Genomic DNA, 21,019 nt, shown 5'->3' with positions numbered 1-21,019 from the left:
CTCGTTTCTAACATAGATTTACTTAAAAATAGTGGCGGTCTTTCCGAAATATCTGCGAATGCCTTTGTCTAGAACGAGTAACGCTTATAGCATAATCGGATGGAGTAATGGGCGAGCCGCGATGTTTGGCGTAAACTTTTGTAAACTCTGCTCCTAACAAAAGAATGTGAGCAGCATAAAAAATCCAGGTAATAACGATAACAAAAGAACCAGCTACACCATAGGCAGAGCCAAAATTCGTTTGCGTAAGAAATAATCCAAATAAAAACTGTCCCAGTAGAAATAAAAGTGCTGTCACGATCGCGCCAATTAAGGTATCGCGCCATGCAATTTCGGCATCGGGCAGAATCGCGTACATTAGAGCAAAAATAAGCGTTGTTACCCCGAAAGAAACCGATAGGCTGACGATTTGCCACAGATTACCCGAACCGGGTACTAACTCGTTCAACAAATCAACAAAGGCTATCAAAATAGAGTTACCAAAAAAAGACACCAGCAACAACAATGCGATCGCCAGTACCATGACAAAAGTCAGTAGGCGCTTGCGCAAAAAGTGGAACAAGTGCCTTCCTGGGGTTGGCCGTACCTCCCAAATTCTATTAAGCGCGTCTTGAATTTGAGCAAAAACGCCAGTCGCGCCAGCCAGCAAAAAACCGAGATTAAACAGAAGTTGAAACGGTTCTTGCTCGTTCGCGTCAGTTTTCATGTATGCGATCGCGTTTGCAAGGAGTTGTGCGCCTTCAGTGCCAAACAAATCTCTCATTTGCGCCACCAGCTGTTCGGTGGCGACAGTTTCATCAAAAATTGCCCCAACGATGAGAATGACGATCGCCATCAACGGCGCTAGGGAAAAAACTGTATAATATGCTAGGGACGAAGCCAGAAGCGACACTTCGTTCAATTGCCACTCAGAAATCGTCTCTTTAAGCAGTCTTCTAATTTGCCTTAAACTCACCATAAGCTAGGAAATATTTCTTAGCTGCTTGGAATTAGGATTGCGATCGATTCTATCGGTGCGCGGAGCGCAATCGCCCTTCATTGTCGAAAAGTCATCTAACCTTTTGCAATAGCTCTTTAATTGCCTGAGCAACTTGAGAAGTCATTTCCAAAAAAGGCAATCGTCTCGCATCAACCCCAAATCGCACTTCTATGTTAACGGCATTGGCAGCGAGTTCGCGCACTAAAATCTCTGCGATAAGAAGGTTAGTAAAAGGGGCATTGCATAATGAGGATATGAAACGAGGGTAAAACCAATGCAATGTCCTAAATGTGGCTCTACTGCGCTCGGTAAGAACGGTAAGCAAAGAGGTAAACAAAATTACCTTTGTAAAGCTTGTCGGCGGCAGTTCATTGAAACCTATGATCCCCCTGCAGGCTATGGTGATGAGTTTAAGCGGGACTGTCTCAAACTGGATGTCAACGGCATGGGATTTCGAGCCATTGAACGAGTCAAAGGCGTTCACCATACAACGGTGATTACTTGGGTCAAGCAAATTGGGGAATTGTTAGCCGATGCTTACGAACCAGAAGTCACGCCGGAAGTGGGGGAATTGGATGAGTTGGAGACCTTTGTGGGCACAAAAAAACAAGATTTGGCTGTGGACTGCCGTTGACCACTTCAAAGCGGGGATTTTAGGGTGGGTTTTAGGGGCTCATAGCGCGGAAACGTTCCGTCCCTTGTGGGCCATCGTGGCCGCTTGGAAGTGCTATTTCTATGTCACCGATGGTTGGAAGGTCTATCCTGGTTTCATTCCCGATGGCAACCACATTATCAGCAAGACTTACATGACGCGGGTGGAAGGCGAAAATACCCGATTACGTCACTACCTGGCTCGATTGCACCGCAAGACGTTGTGCTACTCGAAGTCCGTAGCAATGCTAAAGCACTCGCTCAAATTGTTACTGCGCTACCTGAAATTTGGAGAGGTGCCTGTCCCTCAGTGAATCATATGCTTATTCAGCAATGCCAAATCTCTGGTTTTGGTTCGGCTTCAATCCCTGCCACTTCCAGAACGGCTTCTTTAAGAATGCGTTTAGCAGTCGTAATGTCCCCATCATAACCAATGCCGATCTCGTCACCGAACTACGGCGAATCGTACAGGCGGTATTGTTGGTAATAATGGCACTAAAAACCTCTTGATTAGGAATATAAACAATGCGTCCGTCATAGGTTTCGATCGTCGTTGCCCTCAGTTGAATTTGCGCCACCGTACCTTCAAAGTCTCTAATAATAATTTGATCTCCCAACCGAAACGGACGAGAAGCAAGCAAAATGATACCAGAAAAGCAGTTACTTAAAATATCTCGCAAGCTGAAGCCAATTGCTACGCTGTCTTCCTCCCATTCAATAACGCAAGATCGCTGCAATAGAAGCGTCTCCCGGTACTTTAGACCTCCTGCAAAAGTGTTACGCGATCGCATAATTGGAGTGGGAAAGAAGTTCATAATTATAAATGCCAGCAATCAAATTAAATCTCAACCCAAACCGTCTTCTTCGGTTGCGATATCGACTTGAAAGAATTCTGAATATTTTTAGACTGCGATGAATATTTTCAATTACAATCCTTTCACTTGCTAACTTACGATTAAACTTCTTTTGCTCTAGACTTAACTGTTGATTGCGCTTTTTTTGTTGGGAATTCTACTGTTGGGATGAAGTTTCTGAATTCCTTGATATCCTTTATCAGCCAAACATTCTATCTGTTGTTCGATTCCTATTTTACTATTTTTCCAAATCTTAAAATCATGACTTTTTCCCTTCTCATGAGCAATACAAAGAATTTGTCTCGTTTTTGCGTCAGCTAAAACTTGCGATTTTATCGTGTGACACTTTTGCCGACCACTGTAGTAAGCTTTTTGTTTTTTTCGGTCTTTCTATTTCATGTTCTGCTACATCTACTACGACAATTTCAATTTCTGTATTTTGGGGTTGAACAGCTTTTTTCCCAGGCAGATTGAAAAGTCCCGATTTCATTAAAATATCTTCTACTTTTCTGGTGATTCGTAAAGCCGTTGTCTCGTTTATTCCCCAGCTAGTTCCGATATGAAAATAGGTGCGATACTCTCGCCAATATTCAAGAGTCATTAAGATTTGGTCTTCTGCGCTTAATTTATTTGGTCGTCCTGTTTTTTTTGTAAGACTTTTTCGGCTTCTAGAACTTTTACCATCTCTTTAAACGTCTCTGGATATACTCCACAAAGCCGTTTAAACTCTGTCGGTTTTAAATTTTTTACTTGAGAGTAAGTCATAACTCGAATTGTAATTTGGTTTTATTTTACCTAACTTACTCTGACTTTTGCTGGAGGTCTTTTTTCTGGCTCGACGGCATAAACAGTACCGCCATTAAGCAGCGTATGCAAAGCAGCCAAATCCATCAATTCCTCGTCGTCTGTTTCTGGTTCGGAATGTAACTGCACTTTACCCGTGGCTGGATCGAAGCGTCCTCATTGTTGTCGTCCGAGTGGAACAAATAAAGTCTCAACTCGTTGGTAATAAGTGGCAGGGACGACTTCCTGTATAGTGCTTGCCGTTTGCCCCGTTCCTATGAGAGCTTGATAGCGATCGCTAGCCTTTTGCTGTTCCTGCTCGAAGTAAGGTTGTACGATTTCCCAGGCTTGCGCGTGTAATTCTTCGGCTTTCCGTTCTTCTGGATTTCCGGTGATGCCTACATCGAGCAAGTGAGGATAGGTATTCGCTTGTTGATAAATGGGTAATAGGTAATCTACACTTGCTAAAATTAAGGGCGATCGCCGATTTTTCAATAATTCCTGCAACCCCTGATTCACTCGACGGAAGTAGCGCAGTAAATTATCTTTTTGCGCTTCATCGCCAGCGCCGTGACCGTGAAACATGGCAGCGCGATCGCCATTTCCACCACCAGAAGTGCCTGTATGGAACTGAAGGCTCTTTTCGGGATCGTCGTATTTCAATGCCTCTGCAATACTGGTGGGCAGATCTTCTAGTTTGACTTCATCGACACTGTAGCGCGTCCCCTGAAAGAGCCTGACTTGGTTTTGACTAAGTGCCAGAATGTAAAACTGTCCATCTCCCGTAAGTAATGGTAACAAGGGTTTGAGGTAGAAGCGATCGCCTACTACTACCCGTTCGGGAAAATTCAAGGGTAAGCCATAGTACAGCAAGCGATCCGCACAAACAAAGATTGCCAATTCATCGCTCCGATACTGCCAAAACTGATAATCATCGAGTTCTTGAGCAGGTTCGAGGAAATCTTTGGCATCCTGCCCCCGCAGTCCGCTATCAGTCAGTTTTTCCTCAGCTTGCCGCAGCAAATTTTTGAACCGAATTGGATTTTGTTGCGTTTGGGGATCCATTCGATGAGTTAGCATAAAGATCGAAACGCAAGGAAGCGATCGCACTTCTGCTAAAGTCGTCAGTTCGTCAGTTGAAAATACTAAGTTCATGGGCTAGTCCTATCTAATCACACGAGAAGCTTGAGTAAGGTGACTTCTTTATACTGTCAGTCTCAAAACTAAAAATGACTAGAAAATGACATTGGCATCACCCCAAACCTAAAAACTCACCGCAAGCAACTGTTAGCTTTTATTCGTTTAGAAAAAAAGACTGGATTTAATGCCAGTCTTTTGTCTTATCCAGATGAGGTTAATTCGATAAGTGCGCATCAGGGGCAACACGATCCGCAATTTCTCTCTCCGAGTGCTTAAAAAGCATCTAGATCGATCGCCTTCGATCCCCCTTGCTGTAACTGTTTTAAGAGTTTACCAAGTTGAATCCATACTAAAGCGGCAATAAAAATCGTCACGGGAAGCGCGATCGCATAGGTAAGCCAGCGATCGAACAGAAACACCTCCAAACCTGACGCTAAAAACACGCAAATGCCTACAGACATTGCCAAAAAAGGCAATTGTAACTTGACTCCTTGCGCTTGTTTGAGCGTTTCAGACATCCCTGTTTTCGACCATTCTTGGACGATTTGTTTTAATGACGCTTCAAAAGCCAATCCAGAAGTAATCCCGGCAAACAATCCAACGAATATCAAAAAATAAGGCGGTTCTGGCAAATAATAGTACATAGGTTGTTTGTTTGTTGTTTGCTATTAGTTAATGGTAGAGAGGCTATACATCGCCTTTCTACATCAATCAGTAGTTAGTCGTTAATTGGCGAAAAAAGCCTACTAACCAAGAATTAATAACCACTAACCAATCGACAATTTACCTTAAAGTGCTGACCGTGGGAACCAATGCTGCCACACCTGCAACAGACAGTTCTCGGAAGGTATTTAAAGCAGCTTGCCATAACTGTTGGGGGTTGAGTTCGTCTTTAATTAAAACCCACAGACGCTGTACTTCTTCGGTATGCAGGCGATCGTCTTCTGTCAGGGCAAGGAGCAGCTGACGGCGCAAATAACGACCCTCGTCTGAGATCAGATATTGCAATCCAAGCTGGGCAGTCGGCAATAGGTCAAATTTCTTATCGGAACGAGCGATCGCAATCATATTTTCCAGACGCTGCCACTGGAATTTCCCATCCTTGAACAAAACTTCTAGCAAACGTCGCCGCAGTTGTGGCGATTCTCCCGTCAGCAACCGTCGCGCCACGTAAGGATAGGCAACTTCGACGATCTTAAAATTAGGATCGAGACTGAGAGCGAGGCCTTCTTGGGTAATCAAAGACCGAATAATCAGGGCAAATTTAGCAGGAACGCGGAAAGGATAATCGTACATCAACTCTGAAAACTCATCGGTAATGGTTTTAAAGTTGAAATTCCCCACGCTTTGCCCGATTGCATTGCCCCATACCTTTTCTAAGGCAGGAATAATGGGTTTGATGTCCGTGTCGGGTGTTAGGAAGCCTAATTTGACAAAATCCTCTGCGAGTGCCTCGTAGTCTTGGTTAATCAGTTGGACGACTGCACTGGCAATGGTTTCCTTTGCCTCTTCCTCCAACTGATCCATCATCCCGAAGTCGATATATGCCATGCGACCGTCGGGAGTAGCAAACAAGTTACCCGGATGGGGGTCGGCGTGGAAGAAACCGTGTTCTAAGAGTTGGCGCAATCCAGAAGTCACGCCGATTTTTACGATTTCGTTGGGATCGATGCCTGCTGAGCGAATCTTTTCCGTATCGGTTAGTTTGTAGCCGTTAATCCACTCTAGGGTCAACACCCGATGGCTGCTGTATTGCCAGTAGATCGCCGGAACTTTAACCTCTGGATCGTTGCGGAAATTAGCAGCAAATTTCTCGGCGCTATGCCCTTCGTTTACATAGTCAATTTCTTCAAATAACTTGGCGCCAAATTCATCGACAATCAGGGTCAGATCGTGTCCTAAGTTAAGCGGCAACCAGCGTCCGAATCTTTGAGCAGCACAGCGCATCAGAAAGAGATCGAGAGCAAGCATCGGTCGCAGATTGGGTCGCTGAACTTTGACGGCTACTTCTTCTCCCGTATGGAGAACGGCACGGTAAACTTGACCCAAACTTGCCGCTGCAACTGGATGCGGTGAAATTTCTCGATAAGCTTCATCTACAGAGCAATCCAGTTCGGATTCGATAATAGCAAAGGCGATTTGATTATCAAAAGGTGGCAGTTGGTCTTGTAACTTAATCAGTTCGTCTAGAAAATCTTTACGAATTAGGTCGGGTCGCGTGGAGAGAGCTTGTCCGACTTTGATAAAGGTAGGTCCGAGATGGGTGAGGAGTTGGCGGAGTTGGCTAGCGCGTTTTTGCTTGTTTTTTTCAGTTCGATTCGTCCATTTATCCCACAAAAGACTGAAGAAAAAAGTTCCAAAAACCCAGACTACAGTTAGGGTACGCCAGATGTAAAGCCAAGGTCGGATGCGATAGTATTTTGCGATCGCTTCTGCGTCGTAACGCCTTATGATTCCATTTTCCGAACTTGGGTCAGATAACAACTCTTGATGCCGACTCACAAGCTACTCTTTTGCCTCGCGTTTTAAAAGTGTTTTCTATGGTCGATTTTCATTATACTATACAAAAGTACAAATTCCTTAACCTTTTATTATTGCCGATTCCAAAGAAAAACGCAAACCGTACAGCCGCATTTGTCTATCGCTCTTCTCGCGAAGGGGCGGCGGGAAAGCCCATTCCACGCGCGGGATAGGATGAAAGTCGCCCCGCCGTCATCGGTCATTGGGATTGGGGTAAAGGGAAAGCTTTCATAGATCTTTTCCCTTTCTTTCTCCTTTTCCTTTTTGGCGAAAAAAGTGGGATGAGCTTACAGCAAAGCTTTAAGCAATGCTTGAAATTTGAGTTGAATTTCAGCCATTTCTTTATCGGGATCGGAACCCGAAACGATTCCCGCACCTGCATATAAACGCGCCCGATTTTTTTCAATCGATGCCGAACGAATTCCTACGATAAATTCTCCATTTCCTTGGTAATTTATCCAGCCAATAGGCGCTGCGTAAAGACCGCGATTGAAGCTTTCATATTGGCGAATTTGTTCGCAGGCAATTTCTGTAGGAACGCCTGCAACCGCTGGAGTTGGATGAAGTTTAGCGACAATTTCTAGAGGATGAATATTAGAAGGTAGCTTGGCATAAATTGGTGTCCACAAATGCTGAATATTGGATAATTTAAGCAGCTTAAGCGGCGAGCGCTGAGGTTTTAATCCCAGTTGGGAAAGACGTTCGGTAATAAATTCAGTAACGGCTTTGTGTTCTCGTTTTTCTTTTTCACTCCTCAAAAGTTTTTTGGCAAAACAATCGTCTTCAGTCACATTTTTTCCCCTGGGTGCCGATCCAGCTAAGGCATCAGTAATTAATTCTCCATCCCGGACGCTAAGCAAACGTTCGGGACTCGCTCCAATAAAATGATGTCCCCTTCCGTTAGCAAGCGAGAAAATATAGCAATCTGGATAAATTTGGCGTAAATTATTTAAAGATTCTACGATTTGAAAAGGCGCATCAGAAGTAACATCTAAGGAATGAGCTAAAACAATTTTACTAAATTGCTTTTCTTGGATGGATTTTAGAGCATGGGCAACGGACGATCTAAAATTCTCAAGCGATTGAAAGGTTACTTCTTGCTTAATTACTTGATTTCGATCGCTCGAACGATTGGGAGCGAGATCGTTAGCTGACTGAATAAAAGCTTTGATTTTATTCTGAATGGCTCTTAATAAGTCTTGCAGTTCTGCATCGCGATCGATCGCTAAATTAATAACTAAAGTGCAATCTTGTTTTTTTCTAACTATCTGATAAGAAGGCAGAATAACGGTCGCGCGGGGGAAAGGAGAAGGATCGTTTTGCTGAGACTCGAAGAAAGTAAAACTACAAAACAAATAAGGACCAGAACCAGGCAAGCAAAGGTCTCCGATCCGAACGGTTCGATCCAGGCACTCTTCAATAAATTTCTGAGATTTGGCAAAGCGATCGCCCGAATTGATGGTAAAAGACTTAGCAACTTCAAACCCTAAAATTGCCTCTTCTCGGGCAGCATTTTCCCAATAAAAATGCGTGCGATCCGATCGCGCGATCGCCGCTAAAACAGATAGGGGATCGATAGGATCGAGTTGGAGCGAAAAACTGACAATTTGTGTTTTGTATTTTCTAGGCGATTTCTCTTGAAGACCTAAGAGAAATTGTTGTAGTTCTCGCTCGTTAGTAGATAAATGATTAGCACGAAAAGGGACGACTGGGACAGCAGCAGACATCGTAAATTTATTTATAATTTGTTTTTTCTCAAACCAGAATTAATGGTATGTCTGGAATATTAAACCGTAGTGTTTTTTCTGCTATGGTGCCTCCCCGAACTTCGGCTAGAGCCAGACAGTCAAGCTTTACAGTCTCTGAGGGTAGACGAGTCGCCAAACTGTCCTTCACTATAGTACCTAAGAAAGGCGCTCCAGTCAGACTTCAGACAGGGAACGAATTTTCCTTTCCTCGGTACGCACAATTCAAAATCATAACTGAGTTTTAGGATCGTTGTCTTTAATTGTGTCTAATGGCTACAACAAGTTACATTGACAAATCTCGTCGGAAGCTATGGCTAGCTGCTATCAAACCTCCCATGTATAGCGTTGCCATCATTCCAATTACGATGGGAACGGCAGTAGCATTTGCCGAAACCAACCGCTTTCACCAGGAAATCTTTTTCGCATTTTTAGGAGCAGCCATCTTAATTATTGCCTGGTTAAATCTGAGTAACGATGTTTTTGACTCGGAAACGGGGATCGATAAAAATAAAGCTGAATCGGTCGTTAATTTAACAGGAAACAAAACTTTAGTCTTCTGGATAAGCAATCTCTTGCTAGGATTGGGCATTTTGGGCATTATCTCCATTGCTTGGTTGCAGCAAGACTGGATGGTTTTAGGAATCGTTCTGCTTTGTTGCGCTTTGGGATACAGCTATCAAGGACCGCCTTTCCGATTGGGATATCAGGGACTCGGAGAAATTATTTGCTTTGTCACCTTTGGTCCGCTGACGATCGCAGCCGCTTATTATTCCCAAGCGAAAACCTTCTCCCTTATGGGTTTAGCCGCTTCCGCTATCATCGGTTTGAGTACTTCGATTATCCTCTTCTGCTCGCATTTTCACCAGGTTGAGGACGATCTAGCAGCTGGAAAGCGATCGCCGATCGTTCGCATGGGAACGGCAAGGGGATCTCAGGTATTAGCCTGGTTAACGGCAAGTCTTTTTGTATTTACCGTTCTTTTTGTCCTCTTGAGAGTCTTTCCGGTCTCGACGTTACTAATTTTTGGCAGTTTGCCCTTGGCAAATCGATTGGTACGGCACGTCCAACAGCATCACGATAACCCCGAAATAGTTAGAACTTGTAAATTTCTCGCTGTCAATCTTCACTTTGTGAGCGGGATATTATTGGCGTTGGGATTTGTTTTGCCAAGGCTACTTTGAGCCGAGATCGCTCCATCGGTAACCAATTATTAGAAGTCGGAAGTTGGAATTCGGAAGTATGTCTCCCAGTCCCCCTTCATTTTCAAGAGCGACTAGCGGCTAGCTGGCGCGGGTTTAGCTTGATAAGTGACTGTCTGCACCTGTCCGAGTTGTCCGAGCAGTTTGGGGGGTTCGTCATTAAACTTCACCAGCACGCCGCCTGCATTGCCAGCACGGACTATTATTTGCTGGTTAGCCGTCCAGGTGCGCTGAGTTCCTTTTGGGAGATTTCCTTGAAACACTCTCTTGCCGTCAGCTCTGATTTCTAGCCAGCTCAACTCGTTGATTTTAAGATCGACAACAACGGGCTTTGTCTGAGGTTGTTTAGGCGCTGGGGCGGTTTTGGTTGCTTTTGGCGTGTTTTTGGCAGTCGGAGAAGGCTGAGCGACTGGTTGAGGTGCGATCGCGATTTCTGGTGCGGATTGTCTGAGAACGTTGGCAATCCCTCGAACTGATAAAACGACTAACAAGATGTAAAGAAGATAAAGATGAAAAGGGCGTAATTGAAATTGCCAACTGGGCAAGCGCAATCTAAAGCGCGAGTTTCTCCGTTCGAGCTTTAAATCGATAGGAAAAGTATTAGCGATTTCAGTGCCGTCCAATCCCAAAGCATCGGCAAATTGCTTGATTAACCCTCGAATATAAACGGGTTCGGGCAATGAATTCAAATTGCCCGTCTCGATCGCATGCAGCAGACGAACTGGAATTTGAGTCTTTGTCTCGATTAACTTGAGAGATATCCCTTTCTCAGTCCGAATTTGAGCCAGTTGAGAACCGATTTCTGCAAGTTTTTCTTGTCGTTCTTGCTGGGGCGTTTTTGGAGGTGACTTTTTTTTAAACTTGGCAAACATAACATAATGACTGAATCGGTGCAGCTTCTTTTGAGAACGCGGGCAGGCAACAAGCTCCCTGCCATTAAATGTCCGTCGCCGTTACTAAATTGACGCGATTTTTTAAAAAATGGATTTCATTGTCGTCTAAAAATCGATAGCGACCGCTATGCAGTTGGGGTCGATCGAGTTGAATCGAACCAATAGCAGTGCGATGGAGTTTGAGGACTTCAAAACCTAACTGTCGAACGATCCGGCGAATCTGTCGGTTTCTTCCTTCTACCAAAATAACTTCTAACAACGTTTGCCGATCGCGATGTTTGAGTACTTCAACTCGTGCGGGTAAGGTTTTTTTCCCCATCAGCATTATCCCGTCCCGCCATTTTTGCAAAACGGACTCGGATGGATGTCCGTCGATCCAAACCTGATAGGTTTTAGGCAGATGGTAGCGGGGATGAGTTAAGCTTAGCGTCAGATCGCCATCGTTGGTGAGAAGTAAAGCGCCTGTCGAATTGCTATCGAGTCTCCCTACTGGATGAATTCCTCGACCTTGGCGGAGGTCTTCGGCGAGTAAGTCGAGAACGGTAGGTCGATGCTGGGGGTCATAGCAAGTGGATAGAACACCGACGGGTTTATTGAGCAGAATATAAATAAGTTCGGGGCGATTGGCAGGTTGAATCGCTTTGCCGTCTACTTCTAGTCGATCTCGATGGGGATCGGCTTTGGAACCTAATGATACAATCTCTCCATTCAGTCGCACTCGTCCGGCGAGAATCATTTGTTCTGCTTGGCGACGCGAGGCGATTCCCCACTGGGATAAAATTTTTTGTACTCGTTCTGCCATTAGTAAGGAAATTTAAAATGCTAGATTCTAAAAATTAAACTTTCCTATTTTTTATTTTTGATTAATCTTGTACACATCTTACAAGAAGCAAGAGACATATAAATACCTGACCTCAGTCGAGAGGATATCAATGAGTCAGAAAAGTGAAATTATAAGTAAGATTCTTTCTCCGGCATTGCAGCTATGGTTGCGATCGCAAGTTGATTCTGTCGAAGACCTTCAGTTTCAAATATCGGGACGCAATCGCCACCTTTTAAGCGGTTATATTCCCAGTGTCTTTCTAAACAGCACTCGTGCCGTTTATCAAGGCTTACGCTTGAGTCGAGTACGACTAGAAGGCGAAAATATTCGCATCAATATCGGTCAAGTCCTTAAAGGTAAGCCCCTCCAATTATTGGAACCCGTGAAAGTTACCGGGGAAATTCATTTGGAGGAAGCAGACTTAAATGCCTCCCTCTCATCCTCCCTTTTATCAAATGCCTTTACCGATCTGCTCTCGATGTTGCTCGAACTGAGCGGGCAACCTCAGCCTACTACTATTCTAGAGAAGTATCGCCTTAGCTGGCACAAAGTTACCCTCAATGCCGATAAGTTTGTTTTGAATGGAACAATTGTCGATGCCCTAGGAAACGAACAGCCCGCTACTATTCGTGCGGGCTTAGAACTCGTCAATCATCAGATTTTGCGCCTTCATCCTATTGAGATGGACGTTCTGCCAAAATTGTTCCCGATCGCTCTGACCCAATTACAAGTCGATTTGGGAGATGACGTGGAACTAGAGATAATAAACCTAGAAGCTGGCAAATTATTTTGTTGCGGTCGCTTAATCGTGCGATCGTAGCCTTCTTTCCTATCGATTCTATCGAAAAACAGATCTTTTACTTGCGATTGAATCGCTAAGCTCTTCTCGTACTACCAGAATATCGCGTCTACCTTTTATTAAATCTTAGCGATCGCTGTTTTGAGGCTGATTTGGCTAAAATTTTGCTTGCGTCCATATCTTAATGGAGTTAACTTAGTAGGATTATGGATCGATAAAAGTTCTAGTATATAGAACTTAGATACGAAAAACTCTCTCAGAGAAAATATTAAAAACTGTATTTTTCTGCCCCATATTATCTCTGGAATCCTTCCAAATTTGACTGACACTTTAAGATTGCATGACGATTTCTCGGACAATTTGCCTTGGATTTCTTGCTGTTATTACTGTAGGAACCTTGTTGCTTATCTTTCCCTTTTCTACTAGCGATGGGAGTTGGAATAACCCCATTGTTGCTCTATTTACTGCTACTTCTGCCGTCTGCGTTACAGGATTAGCCGTCGTCGATACGGGAACCTATTTTTCTTTCTGGGGACAGCTAATTATTCTGCTACTAGCCCAAGTAGGCGGCTTGGGTTATATGACCATTACTACTTTCTTGATGCTATTAATTGGGCGAAAATTCGATCTCCAACAACGATTTGCTATTCAGGAATCTTTCGATCGACCTTTTATACTAGGCAGTCAAAATTTAATTCGTTCGATTATAGCTACGACGCTAATTTTTGAAATTACGGGCATCTTTTTAATGCTTTATCCATTTTCCAGAGATTATGGGTTAGAGCAAGGACTATGGCTTTCAATTTTTCACAGCGTCAGTGCTTGGAACAATGCAGGATTTAGTTTGTTCAAGGATAGTTTAATTGGATACCGTTCTTCCCCCATTATTAACTTAACGATTACGGGTTTAATTATTTTTGGAGGAATTGGCTATCAAGTTATTATAGAACTCTATTCCTGGCTAACAGAAAAATGTCAAAGAAAAAAAGCGAGATTTGTTTTTTCTTTGAACTTGAAAGTTGTTGTTAGTACGACAATAATCCTTTTAGGATTGGGAACGATAACAATTTTTTTCGCAGAACTTAGAAATGATGGTACTTTTGTGGATTTAAATCTTCAAGAAAAACTGTTAGCTGCCTGGTTTCAGTCTGTTACAAGCAGAACGGCTGGATTTAATACCCTCGATATCGGCAAGATGACGGTTGAAGGATTATTCATCACAATGATCTTGATGTTTATTGGAGCTAGTCCTAGCGGGACGGGCGGCGGAATTAAAACAACTACGCTACGAGTTATTAGCAGTTGTACTCGCTCGGTTTTAAGAGGGGATGAAGAGGTAATTTTATATCAGAGAAAAGTTCCTTATCCTCTAATTTTAAAAGCGATCGCTGTGGTTTTCGGTTCGGTAATGACTATTTTTATTGCTACGCTGATAATTTCTTATATTGAAAACAATTTAAATGCGCTAGCAATTTTATTTGAGGTGATATCAGCTTTTGCGACGGTAGGATTATCTATGGGAATCACTGCCAGCCTTTCTCCTTTATCCCAATTAGTTATTGTTGCCGTCATGTATATTGGAAGGGTAGGGATTATAATCTTAATAGCAGCGATTATAGGAGATCCTCGTCCTAGCGTAATTCAATATCCAGAAGAGAATCTGCTAGTCGGTTAACTGTCTCTAGAAAATACAGAAAATAAAAATAGATTGATAACAGAAACAAGAAGGGGAAATGTATCAAAAATCGGTCAAATTTTTAAGTAACCTGCGCCGAGAAAATCGCCAGTTCGCCGTAATTGGGCTAGGACGTTTCGGTCGGGCAGTTTGTCAGACGCTTTGTAAGATGGGATATGATGTCTTGGGAACCGATCGCGATGAAAAAATCGTCTCTCAAGTACTCGCAGAAAAAATTGTTGTCAATGCCATTCAACTGGATTCAACCGAACTGACTGCCTTAAAAGAAGCAGGAATCTTTGAATTCGATACAGTAATCGTTGCGATTGGTAACTTTATTCAAGAAAGCATCATTACCACGTTAAATGTTAAAGAAGGTGGCGTTAATTATGTGGTTGCTAAAGCCTCATCAGAAATCCACGGCAAATTATTGAAACGAGTTGGGGCAGATCGCGTCGTCTTTCCTGAATACGATGCAGGTTGCGACTTGGCTTATAGCTTAACCAAACCAGCGATTTTAGAACGTTTCGATCTAGATCCAGAACACAGTATTGTAGAAGTATTCGTTCCTCAAGAATTTGATGGGAAAACTCTGGCAGAATTGCAACTTCGCAATCGCTATGGTTTGAACTTATTAGCAGTCGGAAAAGATGAGAAATTTAAGATAAATCCCGCACCCCACGAAAGGTTATACAAAGGAATGATGATGGTGGTAATCGGTTGCAACAAAGATATTCAAAAATTGCCGATTTAAATAAACTAAGTTTAACTCGAAGCGCTGGTGTAAAAACGCAAGGCAAATTGCCAAAAAAGTTTAGAAGCTAGTAACAGGACAAGCGCTAAAAGTCCAGATCCTAATATCCAGGTGGTCTCGCTGCGACCCAGCATCGCTTCTGCTGGAATAGTGGTCAAAAACGCAACGGGAACGACAAAGGTAAAGAAGACGCGATAAGCAGCAGGATAGGCAACCATCGGATAGCGACCTGCTTCTAGCAACCCTCTCAGGACTTCAGTGACGTTGTAAATTTTGACGAACCAAATACTCGTCGATCCCAGCATAAACCAAAGGCTGTAGAGGATAATTAAACCGAATAAAATCGGGACGATACTGAATAAATAATTCCAAACAGATAAATTCAGTTGCCCTCCGGCATAGAGAATAATAATCGTGCCAAAAAAGAGATCGGGAAATCCCCACGGAGAAATCATTCGCGTCGATAGCCAAAACTGACTGCTAATCGGTTTAAGCAAGACAAAATCTAGCGTACCGCGTTCGACTTGCTCGACAATGCGATTGAGATTGGGAACGAGAAACGCAGCAGAAAAACCTTGCAAGAGGGTAAAAATTCCTAGAACTAGCATAGCTTCTTGCCAATTCCAGCCCCGAAAATTGTAGCCAGTTCGATAGAAGAGAAATAATCCAAAAATACTGCCGATCAAATTAGCGAGACTGCTGAAGGTAGCAATAAGAAAATTGAGACGATATTCTAATTCCGCCGCGATCGCAGTACTCCAGAATAAAAACAACACTTTGAAATATCGTTGCATGGGGAAAAATTCCTGTCGCTAATGACTAGCTTGACGCTCTCTACTAATTTTTGCAAACGATAGAGCGAGCGACTGTTGCATAGGGAAGCAAGGAACGGTAAAATATCTGTAGTTTTTTTAGAAAAAATAGCGATCGAGCCAACAAAATCACAAAAATAGTTAAGATTAGCTCATTGCTGAACTATCCGTAGCACTTTTAAAACTCAATAGCGATGGAGAAAACAAAACTAGAAAAAAAGCTAGGATCGGCTCATCGTTGGTTGTTGAGCATCACTTCGATAGTCGCTAGTACGGCGATCGCATCTTCTCCAGTTCTAGCTGGCACCCTAGCCAATTCTGCAGCAGAATTCCGGTTAAGTAATTTTAGTCACAGACCGCAAACAACGTCTACTTTCGCCGATACTAGCGGTTTTACGACTGCCGCCCCTCCCGGCGGAGACGTGAGAAACTCGGCTCGCTCCTTGGCATTTTTTCCACCTCAGACTCCATCCGCTTTGAGCAGATCCTTTAGTCTATCATTCGGCGAAGGTAGGAACTATTCAGGGGAAGTGCAAAGCGAAGCTCAAGTTCTCGGCACCTTTGCCATAGAAGCAGGCGAAACTTTTTCATTTGATTTTGCCAGTTTATTAGACCTCGAAACCTCAATTCAAGATCCCAAAACCGAAGCTGCAACGGCTGCTGGCGATATAACTCTCTTGTTGCTCGATAACGCAACTGTCTTAGATGACTTTCTTGTTGTTGGAAATTTATCAACTCCAGGCGACACCAACGATTTCCTGCTCTCTGAGATTAGCGACAACATCACGTTGACTGACAATTCACAAACGACATCTTTTGGAGGAAACGAAGAATTTGCCTCCATTTCGATTCGAGGTTCGTTTGAGCGTTCCTTCAATAGCCCAACTAATCTAACTTTAATTCAAGGTCAAACGAATAATGCATCAGTTGCAGATCCGCCCGTGTCAGTACCTGAAGCTAGCTTCGGTTTAGCTTTACTCGCCCTAAGTGCTGCCTCAACGTTAAAGCGTATTTTGAAGTCTAATTAAAAGTAATTCCTATTAACTATTAACCCAAAACCAGATCCAAATCGCGATCGACCGAACTCGCTCTTAGCGATTAAGCAGGTAGTTTAACTCACTTTCTAGCCACTCTTCAAATAGCTTATCAATAATCTCCTGACGGCTGGCAGAGTTGAGTTCGGCAGGGATAAACTCCGTTACCATCAGCAGATGATATCCTTGATCTGTTTTGAGCGGACCGATAATATTTCCGACAGGTTTGCTCATTACGACTGCCGCAATATCGGGTTTTAAACTCCAGCGATAAAGCTTTCCTTCATAGCCGCAGTAATTCCTGCGCCGTTCGTCAATATCGTAAAGGTGAGCCGCTTCGTAAAAACTGATTTCTTCTTCTTCAACTCGATAATAGATTTCCCAGGCTAGCTGCTCGTAGGGAACGACAATTTGATAGAGAACGAACTGCTCGAAATCGAGCTGATTTTGAGCGAAAAACTTTTCTACTTCCTTATCAAATAGATGCTCAGCTAATTTTTGAGCGAGCAGGCGAGTGCGAATTCCCGTCTCCCAGTCATCTGTAGTTATCATCTGCTCGGTTAGCCAGGCAAGCGCGTCTGAGGCTTTCTCTAAACGCTTTTCGTAACGGATGTCGTTTGCCTCGGCTTGAATTTCCTCCGGCGTAACGGTTACGCCCCTGTCTTTAGCAGCTTGGGCAATAATTTTTTGAGACACCAGTTTCTGACAAAGATCTTTGAGAAGCATCTCGTGCTTCAAGAAATCCACAATCTCTTCAGGAGTAATGGATACGCCCGAAAAATTAATTATCCTCCTTTGGTTTGCCTCGCTGTCGGTCATACTTTATCGTCTTTCAGCAATAATCGACTCTCCATTAAGTAAACTACCCAGCGCTAACCCTAAACAGGTATGGCGCGGGCTTTTGGTAGCCCTTGAGTTATTGCACAAGACAACAACTCAGAACCTAAGCGGCTGGTTTACACTTAACCCAACAAGAGCAATCATTTTTAATTGAGTTGAGCTTTGAGCCTAGAACTTTAGTTCTAGGCGTTGATGCCAAAGGTGCAAGATCTGAGTCTAAATAAACCTAGCTGTGTAGAGATTGTCAAATCCATGCCAAATTAGCCACACAGCTAGGTTAGGTTATTTTTTATTGCCGCAGATGAGTAAATTGAGGTCTGCCGACTTATTTGCTGATCGATATAGCGTCAAGGAACGATTCGGAGGATTTGTTTTCCACCGTTTGAGTACCACCTACAATGTCGGTGTAAGTGTCTTTTCCTAGGGCATCAGCAGTGCCAGATACGGAAGCAAAGTTACCGCTGAAATCAGCCTTAGCCCGGACTTTCGTGTCGATGTCAAGTTTACGTCTGATATCGAGATCTCTTCTGTCTCTGACTCTGCTATCAAAACGAACGCCGCCGCCGCCGACGATACCAGTTGCCTGGTCAACGATTTCTAAATAGTTGAGGTCAGATAGAATCATTGAGTTTCTCCTTTTTAATTAACCGATTGCTTAGAGCAACTTGATTTACGTTCTTACGATACCGAGAAAAATTAGGTGGGTGTTACCAATTTGGTAGAAAGTTTTTTTCAATTCCGATCGATCTACGTTGGCGTCGTTAAGCTGCATTCGAGCGTTTCACTAACAACGGCTGGCTCTACGGGGAGTTGTAAAAGTCCTGGAACCGTCTTGAGAAAAACCGCGATCGCAGTAGAATTGGGTTCTTTCGCAATTATTGAGGCCCGAAGAAGGAGCAATGTCATCCATGCGGTTTTTAGAAATTGCGATCGCACTACTTTTCGAGGTCAAACCAGTCGATCTAATTCGCGATAAAAATTCTTCGCCGAACCTTTTGAAATTGAAGGATAAATTCTTAGCAAGCGAGCAGTAGCTTTCTAGTCGCTCGTTCCCCCATCGGGAGCGATTGCCGCCTCGGATCCTTCCGCTTTTCTCTTCAATCGTCTCTAAATAACTGAGATCGGTAAGTTGGCTGGAGTCGCCCTGGGAAAATTTTCTTTTGGCTTTGGTTTCGAGATTTCTCTTGCGGTTTTGAGCCTCCCCTTGCGGGTTGTCTTTAACTAATCGGATATAGGTGGTATAGGGGATGTAGTGGAGCGGATTGTATCCAGCGTAGCGCAGGATGAGAACGCATGCCCAGGAATATTTTCCGGCAAGAATTGCTTCAACAATTCGATTGAATTGTTCGGTTGTCATCGCCTTGTCTAATTTGGGCTGAGAGTCAGAAAATTGGGAATTCATAGGAATGGTTACTCCTAAGTAAAGTGATACCAATTGGTAGGGGTCGAGCTTTTCGTACCCGTACAGCTTTATAAATCGATGCCACTGCGCTGCAACTGTCGGATTGGGTCGAATAGAATGTCTGCAAAGCGACGGCGGCGAATGATTATATCGGCACTGCCTGTCTGACCAGCCTTGAGTCTGATGGTTCGTCTTCCTTCATTAACATAATTGCGCTCCAATTCCACCTTCACCCGATAGACTGTGCCCAGTTGCTCGTTTTGTTCCGCATCGGAAGAAATGGAGACGACTTTGCCGGAGATAATCCCGTAATCCTGAAAGGGATAAGCATTGAATTTAACTTTGACTGGCATTCCTTTCTTGACGAAACCCGCTTCTCGGTCGGGCAGGACGGCTGAAAGAACCAGCGGTGCATTGCTGGGAGCAATTTCGGCGATCGCTTCTCCAGGCTGAACCACCTCGCCAGCGTTTTTGAGATTTAAGCGCGAGACGACTCCATCGACTGGGGCGCGGAAAAATCTCTGTTTGAGCTTAGCTCGCTCGCTGGCTAGCAAATTCTTCGTTTCGGCAATCTTGGCTTCGATCTGAGCGCTTTCAACTTTGAGTTGCTGAATCCGTTGCTCGGCTTCTAGCAGCATTTTGCGCCCCTGGGCTTTTTTCTGATTCAGTTCTGTCTCAAGTCGCTGGGCTTCTTTGAGGGAGGCGGAGAGTTCGCCTTGGCTTTGAGTCATGCGGTCTTGGAGTTCGCGCAGGGACTGTTCGGCTTGAAATAGTTGCTCGTCGGTATTGGCTATCTCTTGCAACTGGCTGAGAGCGATCTGCTGCTGGACTTGGCGCAGGGACTGTTCGGCTTGAAAGATATATTCGAGGGAGACTGCCCCTTCTTTCTGCATGGCTCTAAGCCGTTTTAGCCGTTCTCGATGGGCTGCTTCTTCTGAGTCCAGTTGCGCAAGCCGTCTTTTCGCTACGGTGGAGAGGGGTTTAATCTGGCTTTTTCTTGCCCGAACAGCTGCTATTTCCGAACTCAATTGAGTCAGTAAGTTTCGCTTGGTTGCGACTTTTTCTCTGGCTTGAGCGATCGCCAAACGCTGTTCTTGCGCGTCTTCAGTTGCGATCGCTTTTAGGGTTTGAGCTTCTAGAAGCGCGCGATCGAGCAGATCTTGCTTTTGGCGACCTTCAAATTGATAGGCACTCAGTATTTGCTCCAACCGCTCGACTTCTTTTTTCGCCAGCTCGGTATCCAGTTCGACTAATACTTGTCCGGCTTCTACTACATCGCCCTCTTTCACGGCAATGCGAGTGACCTTGCCCGATTCAATCGGTTCGACTTTATAGGTTTCTCCTTTTGGCACTAACTGTCCTGTGGCTCTCCCTACTTCCTCGACTCGACCAAACCAAGCCATAATCCCAAAGACAAGGCAGAAAGCGATGCCGCCGACAATCAGACGACGAGGGAGAGAGGCGGGCGGTCGATCCAAAAATGCCTGAAAATCAGCAGACCAAGCGGTTGTCCGAGCCGCTAGGGGTGTGGAAGAGGCAGGAGATTCGGCAAGTGTCATTGTCGCCCCGGTCATCCCTCCATAAGTCGAGACAGCTTCAGCCGCTGGCACCAATGACAGGCGTGCAGCTCTAGTACTGTCTAACGTCTCGTTAGAAATTGTCTTAGGGGTTTGGGAGCTGGATTCTCCACCTCTAGAAATAATTTTTTCTAACAGTCCCGGCCCGATTTGAACGTACCCTTTGTGGGCAAACCGGATTGCTTCGATGAGTTCGCGATCGCAAATGGTTTTGTTGAGATACCCCATCGCCCCGGCACGCATGGCGATAATAACGGATTCGTCACTGTCATGCACGCTTAAAACGAGAACCTTAATGTCTTTAAAGTTCTGGCGGATAATCCGCGTAGCGCTGATTCCATCTAAACCAGGCATCTCCAGGTCGATGAGAACGAGATCGGGTTGTAAAGCCTTAACTTGCTTGATCGCGCCATAGCCATCGCTAGCGATGCCGCATACCTCTAGATCTGGAGATAGCTCTAGCTTGGCTTTGAGCGCTTCTCGAACCGTCTTTTGGTCGTCTACCAGCAAAATGCGAATCATAGAAATCCTTTTTA

General features: G+C 44.2%; 18 protein-coding genes and 3 pseudogenes. 6 read left to right on the top strand and 15 right to left on the bottom strand.

The genetic code is table 11. From position 1 onward, the window contains the following. Window positions 1-22: 22 nt before the first annotated feature. Window positions 23-958 (bottom strand): YihY/virulence factor BrkB family protein, encoded by a 936-nt coding sequence (locus PLE7327_RS00710; protein ID WP_015141934.1) that lies wholly within the window; start codon window positions 956-958, stop codon window positions 23-25. Between the two features lie 91 nt (window positions 959-1,049). Next, the gene (locus tag PLE7327_RS26070) at window positions 1,050-1,181 is read right to left on the bottom strand and encodes a hypothetical protein (RefSeq protein ID WP_256377708.1); all 132 of its coding nucleotides are present in this window, start codon (window positions 1,179-1,181) and stop codon (window positions 1,050-1,052) included. 72 nt (window positions 1,182-1,253) lie between these two features. On the opposite strand from PLE7327_RS26070, the gene PLE7327_RS00705 reads away from it, so the two are divergent. Continuing rightward, a protein-coding gene (locus tag PLE7327_RS00705) for an IS1 family transposase (protein WP_144266069.1) occupies window positions 1,254-1,944 on the top strand; the annotation gives its coding sequence in 2 pieces (ribosomal slippage) (window positions 1,254-1,579 and window positions 1,578-1,944; 693 coding nt in all). Between the two features lie 25 nt (window positions 1,945-1,969). On the opposite strand, the pseudogene PLE7327_RS00700 reads toward PLE7327_RS00705, so the two are convergent. From PLE7327_RS00700 to PLE7327_RS00675, 6 genes and pseudogenes are all read right to left on the bottom strand, one after another. Next, window positions 1,970-2,331 (bottom strand): annotated as a pseudogene (locus tag PLE7327_RS00700) (mechanosensitive ion channel family protein); the annotation flags it as partial. 76 nt (window positions 2,332-2,407) lie between these two features. After that, window positions 2,408-3,249, bottom strand: a pseudogene (locus PLE7327_RS23005) (IS5 family transposase). 30 nt (window positions 3,250-3,279) lie between these two features. Further along, window positions 3,280-4,422, bottom strand: a pseudogene (locus PLE7327_RS00690) (hypothetical protein). 257 nt (window positions 4,423-4,679) lie between these two features. Beyond that, complete coding sequence (locus PLE7327_RS00685; protein WP_015141932.1) at window positions 4,680-5,051, bottom strand: hypothetical protein; 372 nt, start codon at window positions 5,049-5,051, stop codon at window positions 4,680-4,682. A gap of 139 nt (window positions 5,052-5,190) precedes the next feature. Then, window positions 5,191-6,891, bottom strand: a complete 1,701-nt coding sequence (locus tag PLE7327_RS00680) for an AarF/ABC1/UbiB kinase family protein (protein ID WP_217523370.1) — start codon at window positions 6,889-6,891, stop codon at window positions 5,191-5,193. Between the two features lie 323 nt (window positions 6,892-7,214). Further along, window positions 7,215-8,654: an isochorismate synthase MenF gene (locus PLE7327_RS00675; protein WP_015141930.1), complete on the bottom strand. Its 1,440-nt coding sequence runs from the start codon at window positions 8,652-8,654 to the stop codon at window positions 7,215-7,217. A 290-nt stretch (window positions 8,655-8,944) separates the two neighbouring features. Here PLE7327_RS00675 and menA point away from each other — a divergent pair, with 290 nt between their 5' ends. Further along, the gene (gene menA, locus PLE7327_RS00670) at window positions 8,945-9,856 is read left to right on the top strand and encodes a 2-carboxy-1,4-naphthoquinone phytyltransferase (RefSeq protein ID WP_015141929.1); all 912 of its coding nucleotides are present in this window, start codon (window positions 8,945-8,947) and stop codon (window positions 9,854-9,856) included. A 92-nt stretch (window positions 9,857-9,948) separates the two neighbouring features. Here menA and PLE7327_RS00665 read toward each other — a convergent pair whose 3' ends face one another. Together PLE7327_RS00665 and PLE7327_RS00660 are read right to left on the bottom strand one after the other, a co-directional pair. Further along, complete coding sequence (locus PLE7327_RS00665; protein ID WP_015141928.1) at window positions 9,949-10,746, bottom strand: RodZ domain-containing protein; 798 nt, start codon at window positions 10,744-10,746, stop codon at window positions 9,949-9,951. 64 nt (window positions 10,747-10,810) lie between these two features. Further along, the gene (locus PLE7327_RS00660) at window positions 10,811-11,569 is read right to left on the bottom strand and encodes a pseudouridine synthase (RefSeq protein ID WP_015141927.1); all 759 of its coding nucleotides are present in this window, start codon (window positions 11,567-11,569) and stop codon (window positions 10,811-10,813) included. 130 nt (window positions 11,570-11,699) lie between these two features. Here PLE7327_RS00660 and PLE7327_RS00655 point away from each other — a divergent pair, with 130 nt between their 5' ends. The 3 genes from PLE7327_RS00655 (at window position 11,700) to PLE7327_RS00645 (ending at window position 14,818) form a co-directional block, all read left to right on the top strand. After that, window positions 11,700-12,410: a DUF2993 domain-containing protein gene (locus tag PLE7327_RS00655; protein WP_015141926.1), complete on the top strand. Its 711-nt coding sequence runs from the start codon at window positions 11,700-11,702 to the stop codon at window positions 12,408-12,410. Between the two features lie 319 nt (window positions 12,411-12,729). Beyond that, window positions 12,730-14,064, top strand: a complete 1,335-nt coding sequence (locus PLE7327_RS00650) for a TrkH family potassium uptake protein (protein WP_015141925.1) — start codon at window positions 12,730-12,732, stop codon at window positions 14,062-14,064. Between the two features lie 58 nt (window positions 14,065-14,122). After that, complete coding sequence (locus tag PLE7327_RS00645) at window positions 14,123-14,818, top strand: TrkA family potassium uptake protein (protein WP_015141924.1); 696 nt, start codon at window positions 14,123-14,125, stop codon at window positions 14,816-14,818. 11 nt (window positions 14,819-14,829) lie between these two features. Here PLE7327_RS00645 and PLE7327_RS00640 read toward each other — a convergent pair whose 3' ends face one another. Further along, window positions 14,830-15,612, bottom strand: coding sequence for an ABC transporter permease (locus tag PLE7327_RS00640; protein WP_015141923.1), 783 nt, complete (start codon window positions 15,610-15,612; stop codon window positions 14,830-14,832). Between the two features lie 212 nt (window positions 15,613-15,824). On the opposite strand from PLE7327_RS00640, the gene PLE7327_RS00635 reads away from it, so the two are divergent. After that, window positions 15,825-16,658 (top strand): hypothetical protein, encoded by an 834-nt coding sequence (locus PLE7327_RS00635; RefSeq protein WP_015141922.1) that lies wholly within the window; start codon window positions 15,825-15,827, stop codon window positions 16,656-16,658. Window positions 16,659-16,721: 63 nt separating this feature from the next. Here the strand turns inward: PLE7327_RS00635 and PLE7327_RS00630 are convergent, their stop codons facing one another. From PLE7327_RS00630 to PLE7327_RS00615, 4 genes are all read right to left on the bottom strand, one after another. Further along, window positions 16,722-17,483: a peptidylprolyl isomerase gene (locus tag PLE7327_RS00630; RefSeq protein WP_015141921.1), complete on the bottom strand. Its 762-nt coding sequence runs from the start codon at window positions 17,481-17,483 to the stop codon at window positions 16,722-16,724. Between the two features lie 346 nt (window positions 17,484-17,829). Next, complete coding sequence (locus tag PLE7327_RS00625) at window positions 17,830-18,129, bottom strand: hypothetical protein (protein WP_015141920.1); 300 nt, start codon at window positions 18,127-18,129, stop codon at window positions 17,830-17,832. A 159-nt stretch (window positions 18,130-18,288) separates the two neighbouring features. After that, window positions 18,289-18,906 carry a HetP family heterocyst commitment protein gene (locus PLE7327_RS24635; RefSeq protein WP_015141919.1) on the bottom strand — a complete coding sequence of 206 codons (618 nt, stop codon included), beginning with the start codon at window positions 18,904-18,906 and terminating at the stop codon, window positions 18,289-18,291. 68 nt (window positions 18,907-18,974) lie between these two features. Next, the gene (locus PLE7327_RS00615; protein ID WP_015141918.1) at window positions 18,975-21,005 is read right to left on the bottom strand and encodes a response regulator; all 2,031 of its coding nucleotides are present in this window, start codon (window positions 21,003-21,005) and stop codon (window positions 18,975-18,977) included. Between the last annotated feature and the right edge of the window lie 14 nt (window positions 21,006-21,019).

Source organism: Pleurocapsa sp. PCC 7327, assembly GCF_000317025.1.
In the GTDB taxonomy this organism is placed as follows: domain Bacteria; phylum Cyanobacteriota; class Cyanobacteriia; order Cyanobacteriales; family Microcystaceae; genus Hydrococcus.
This window is presented reverse-complemented; position numbering and strand designations above follow the sequence as displayed.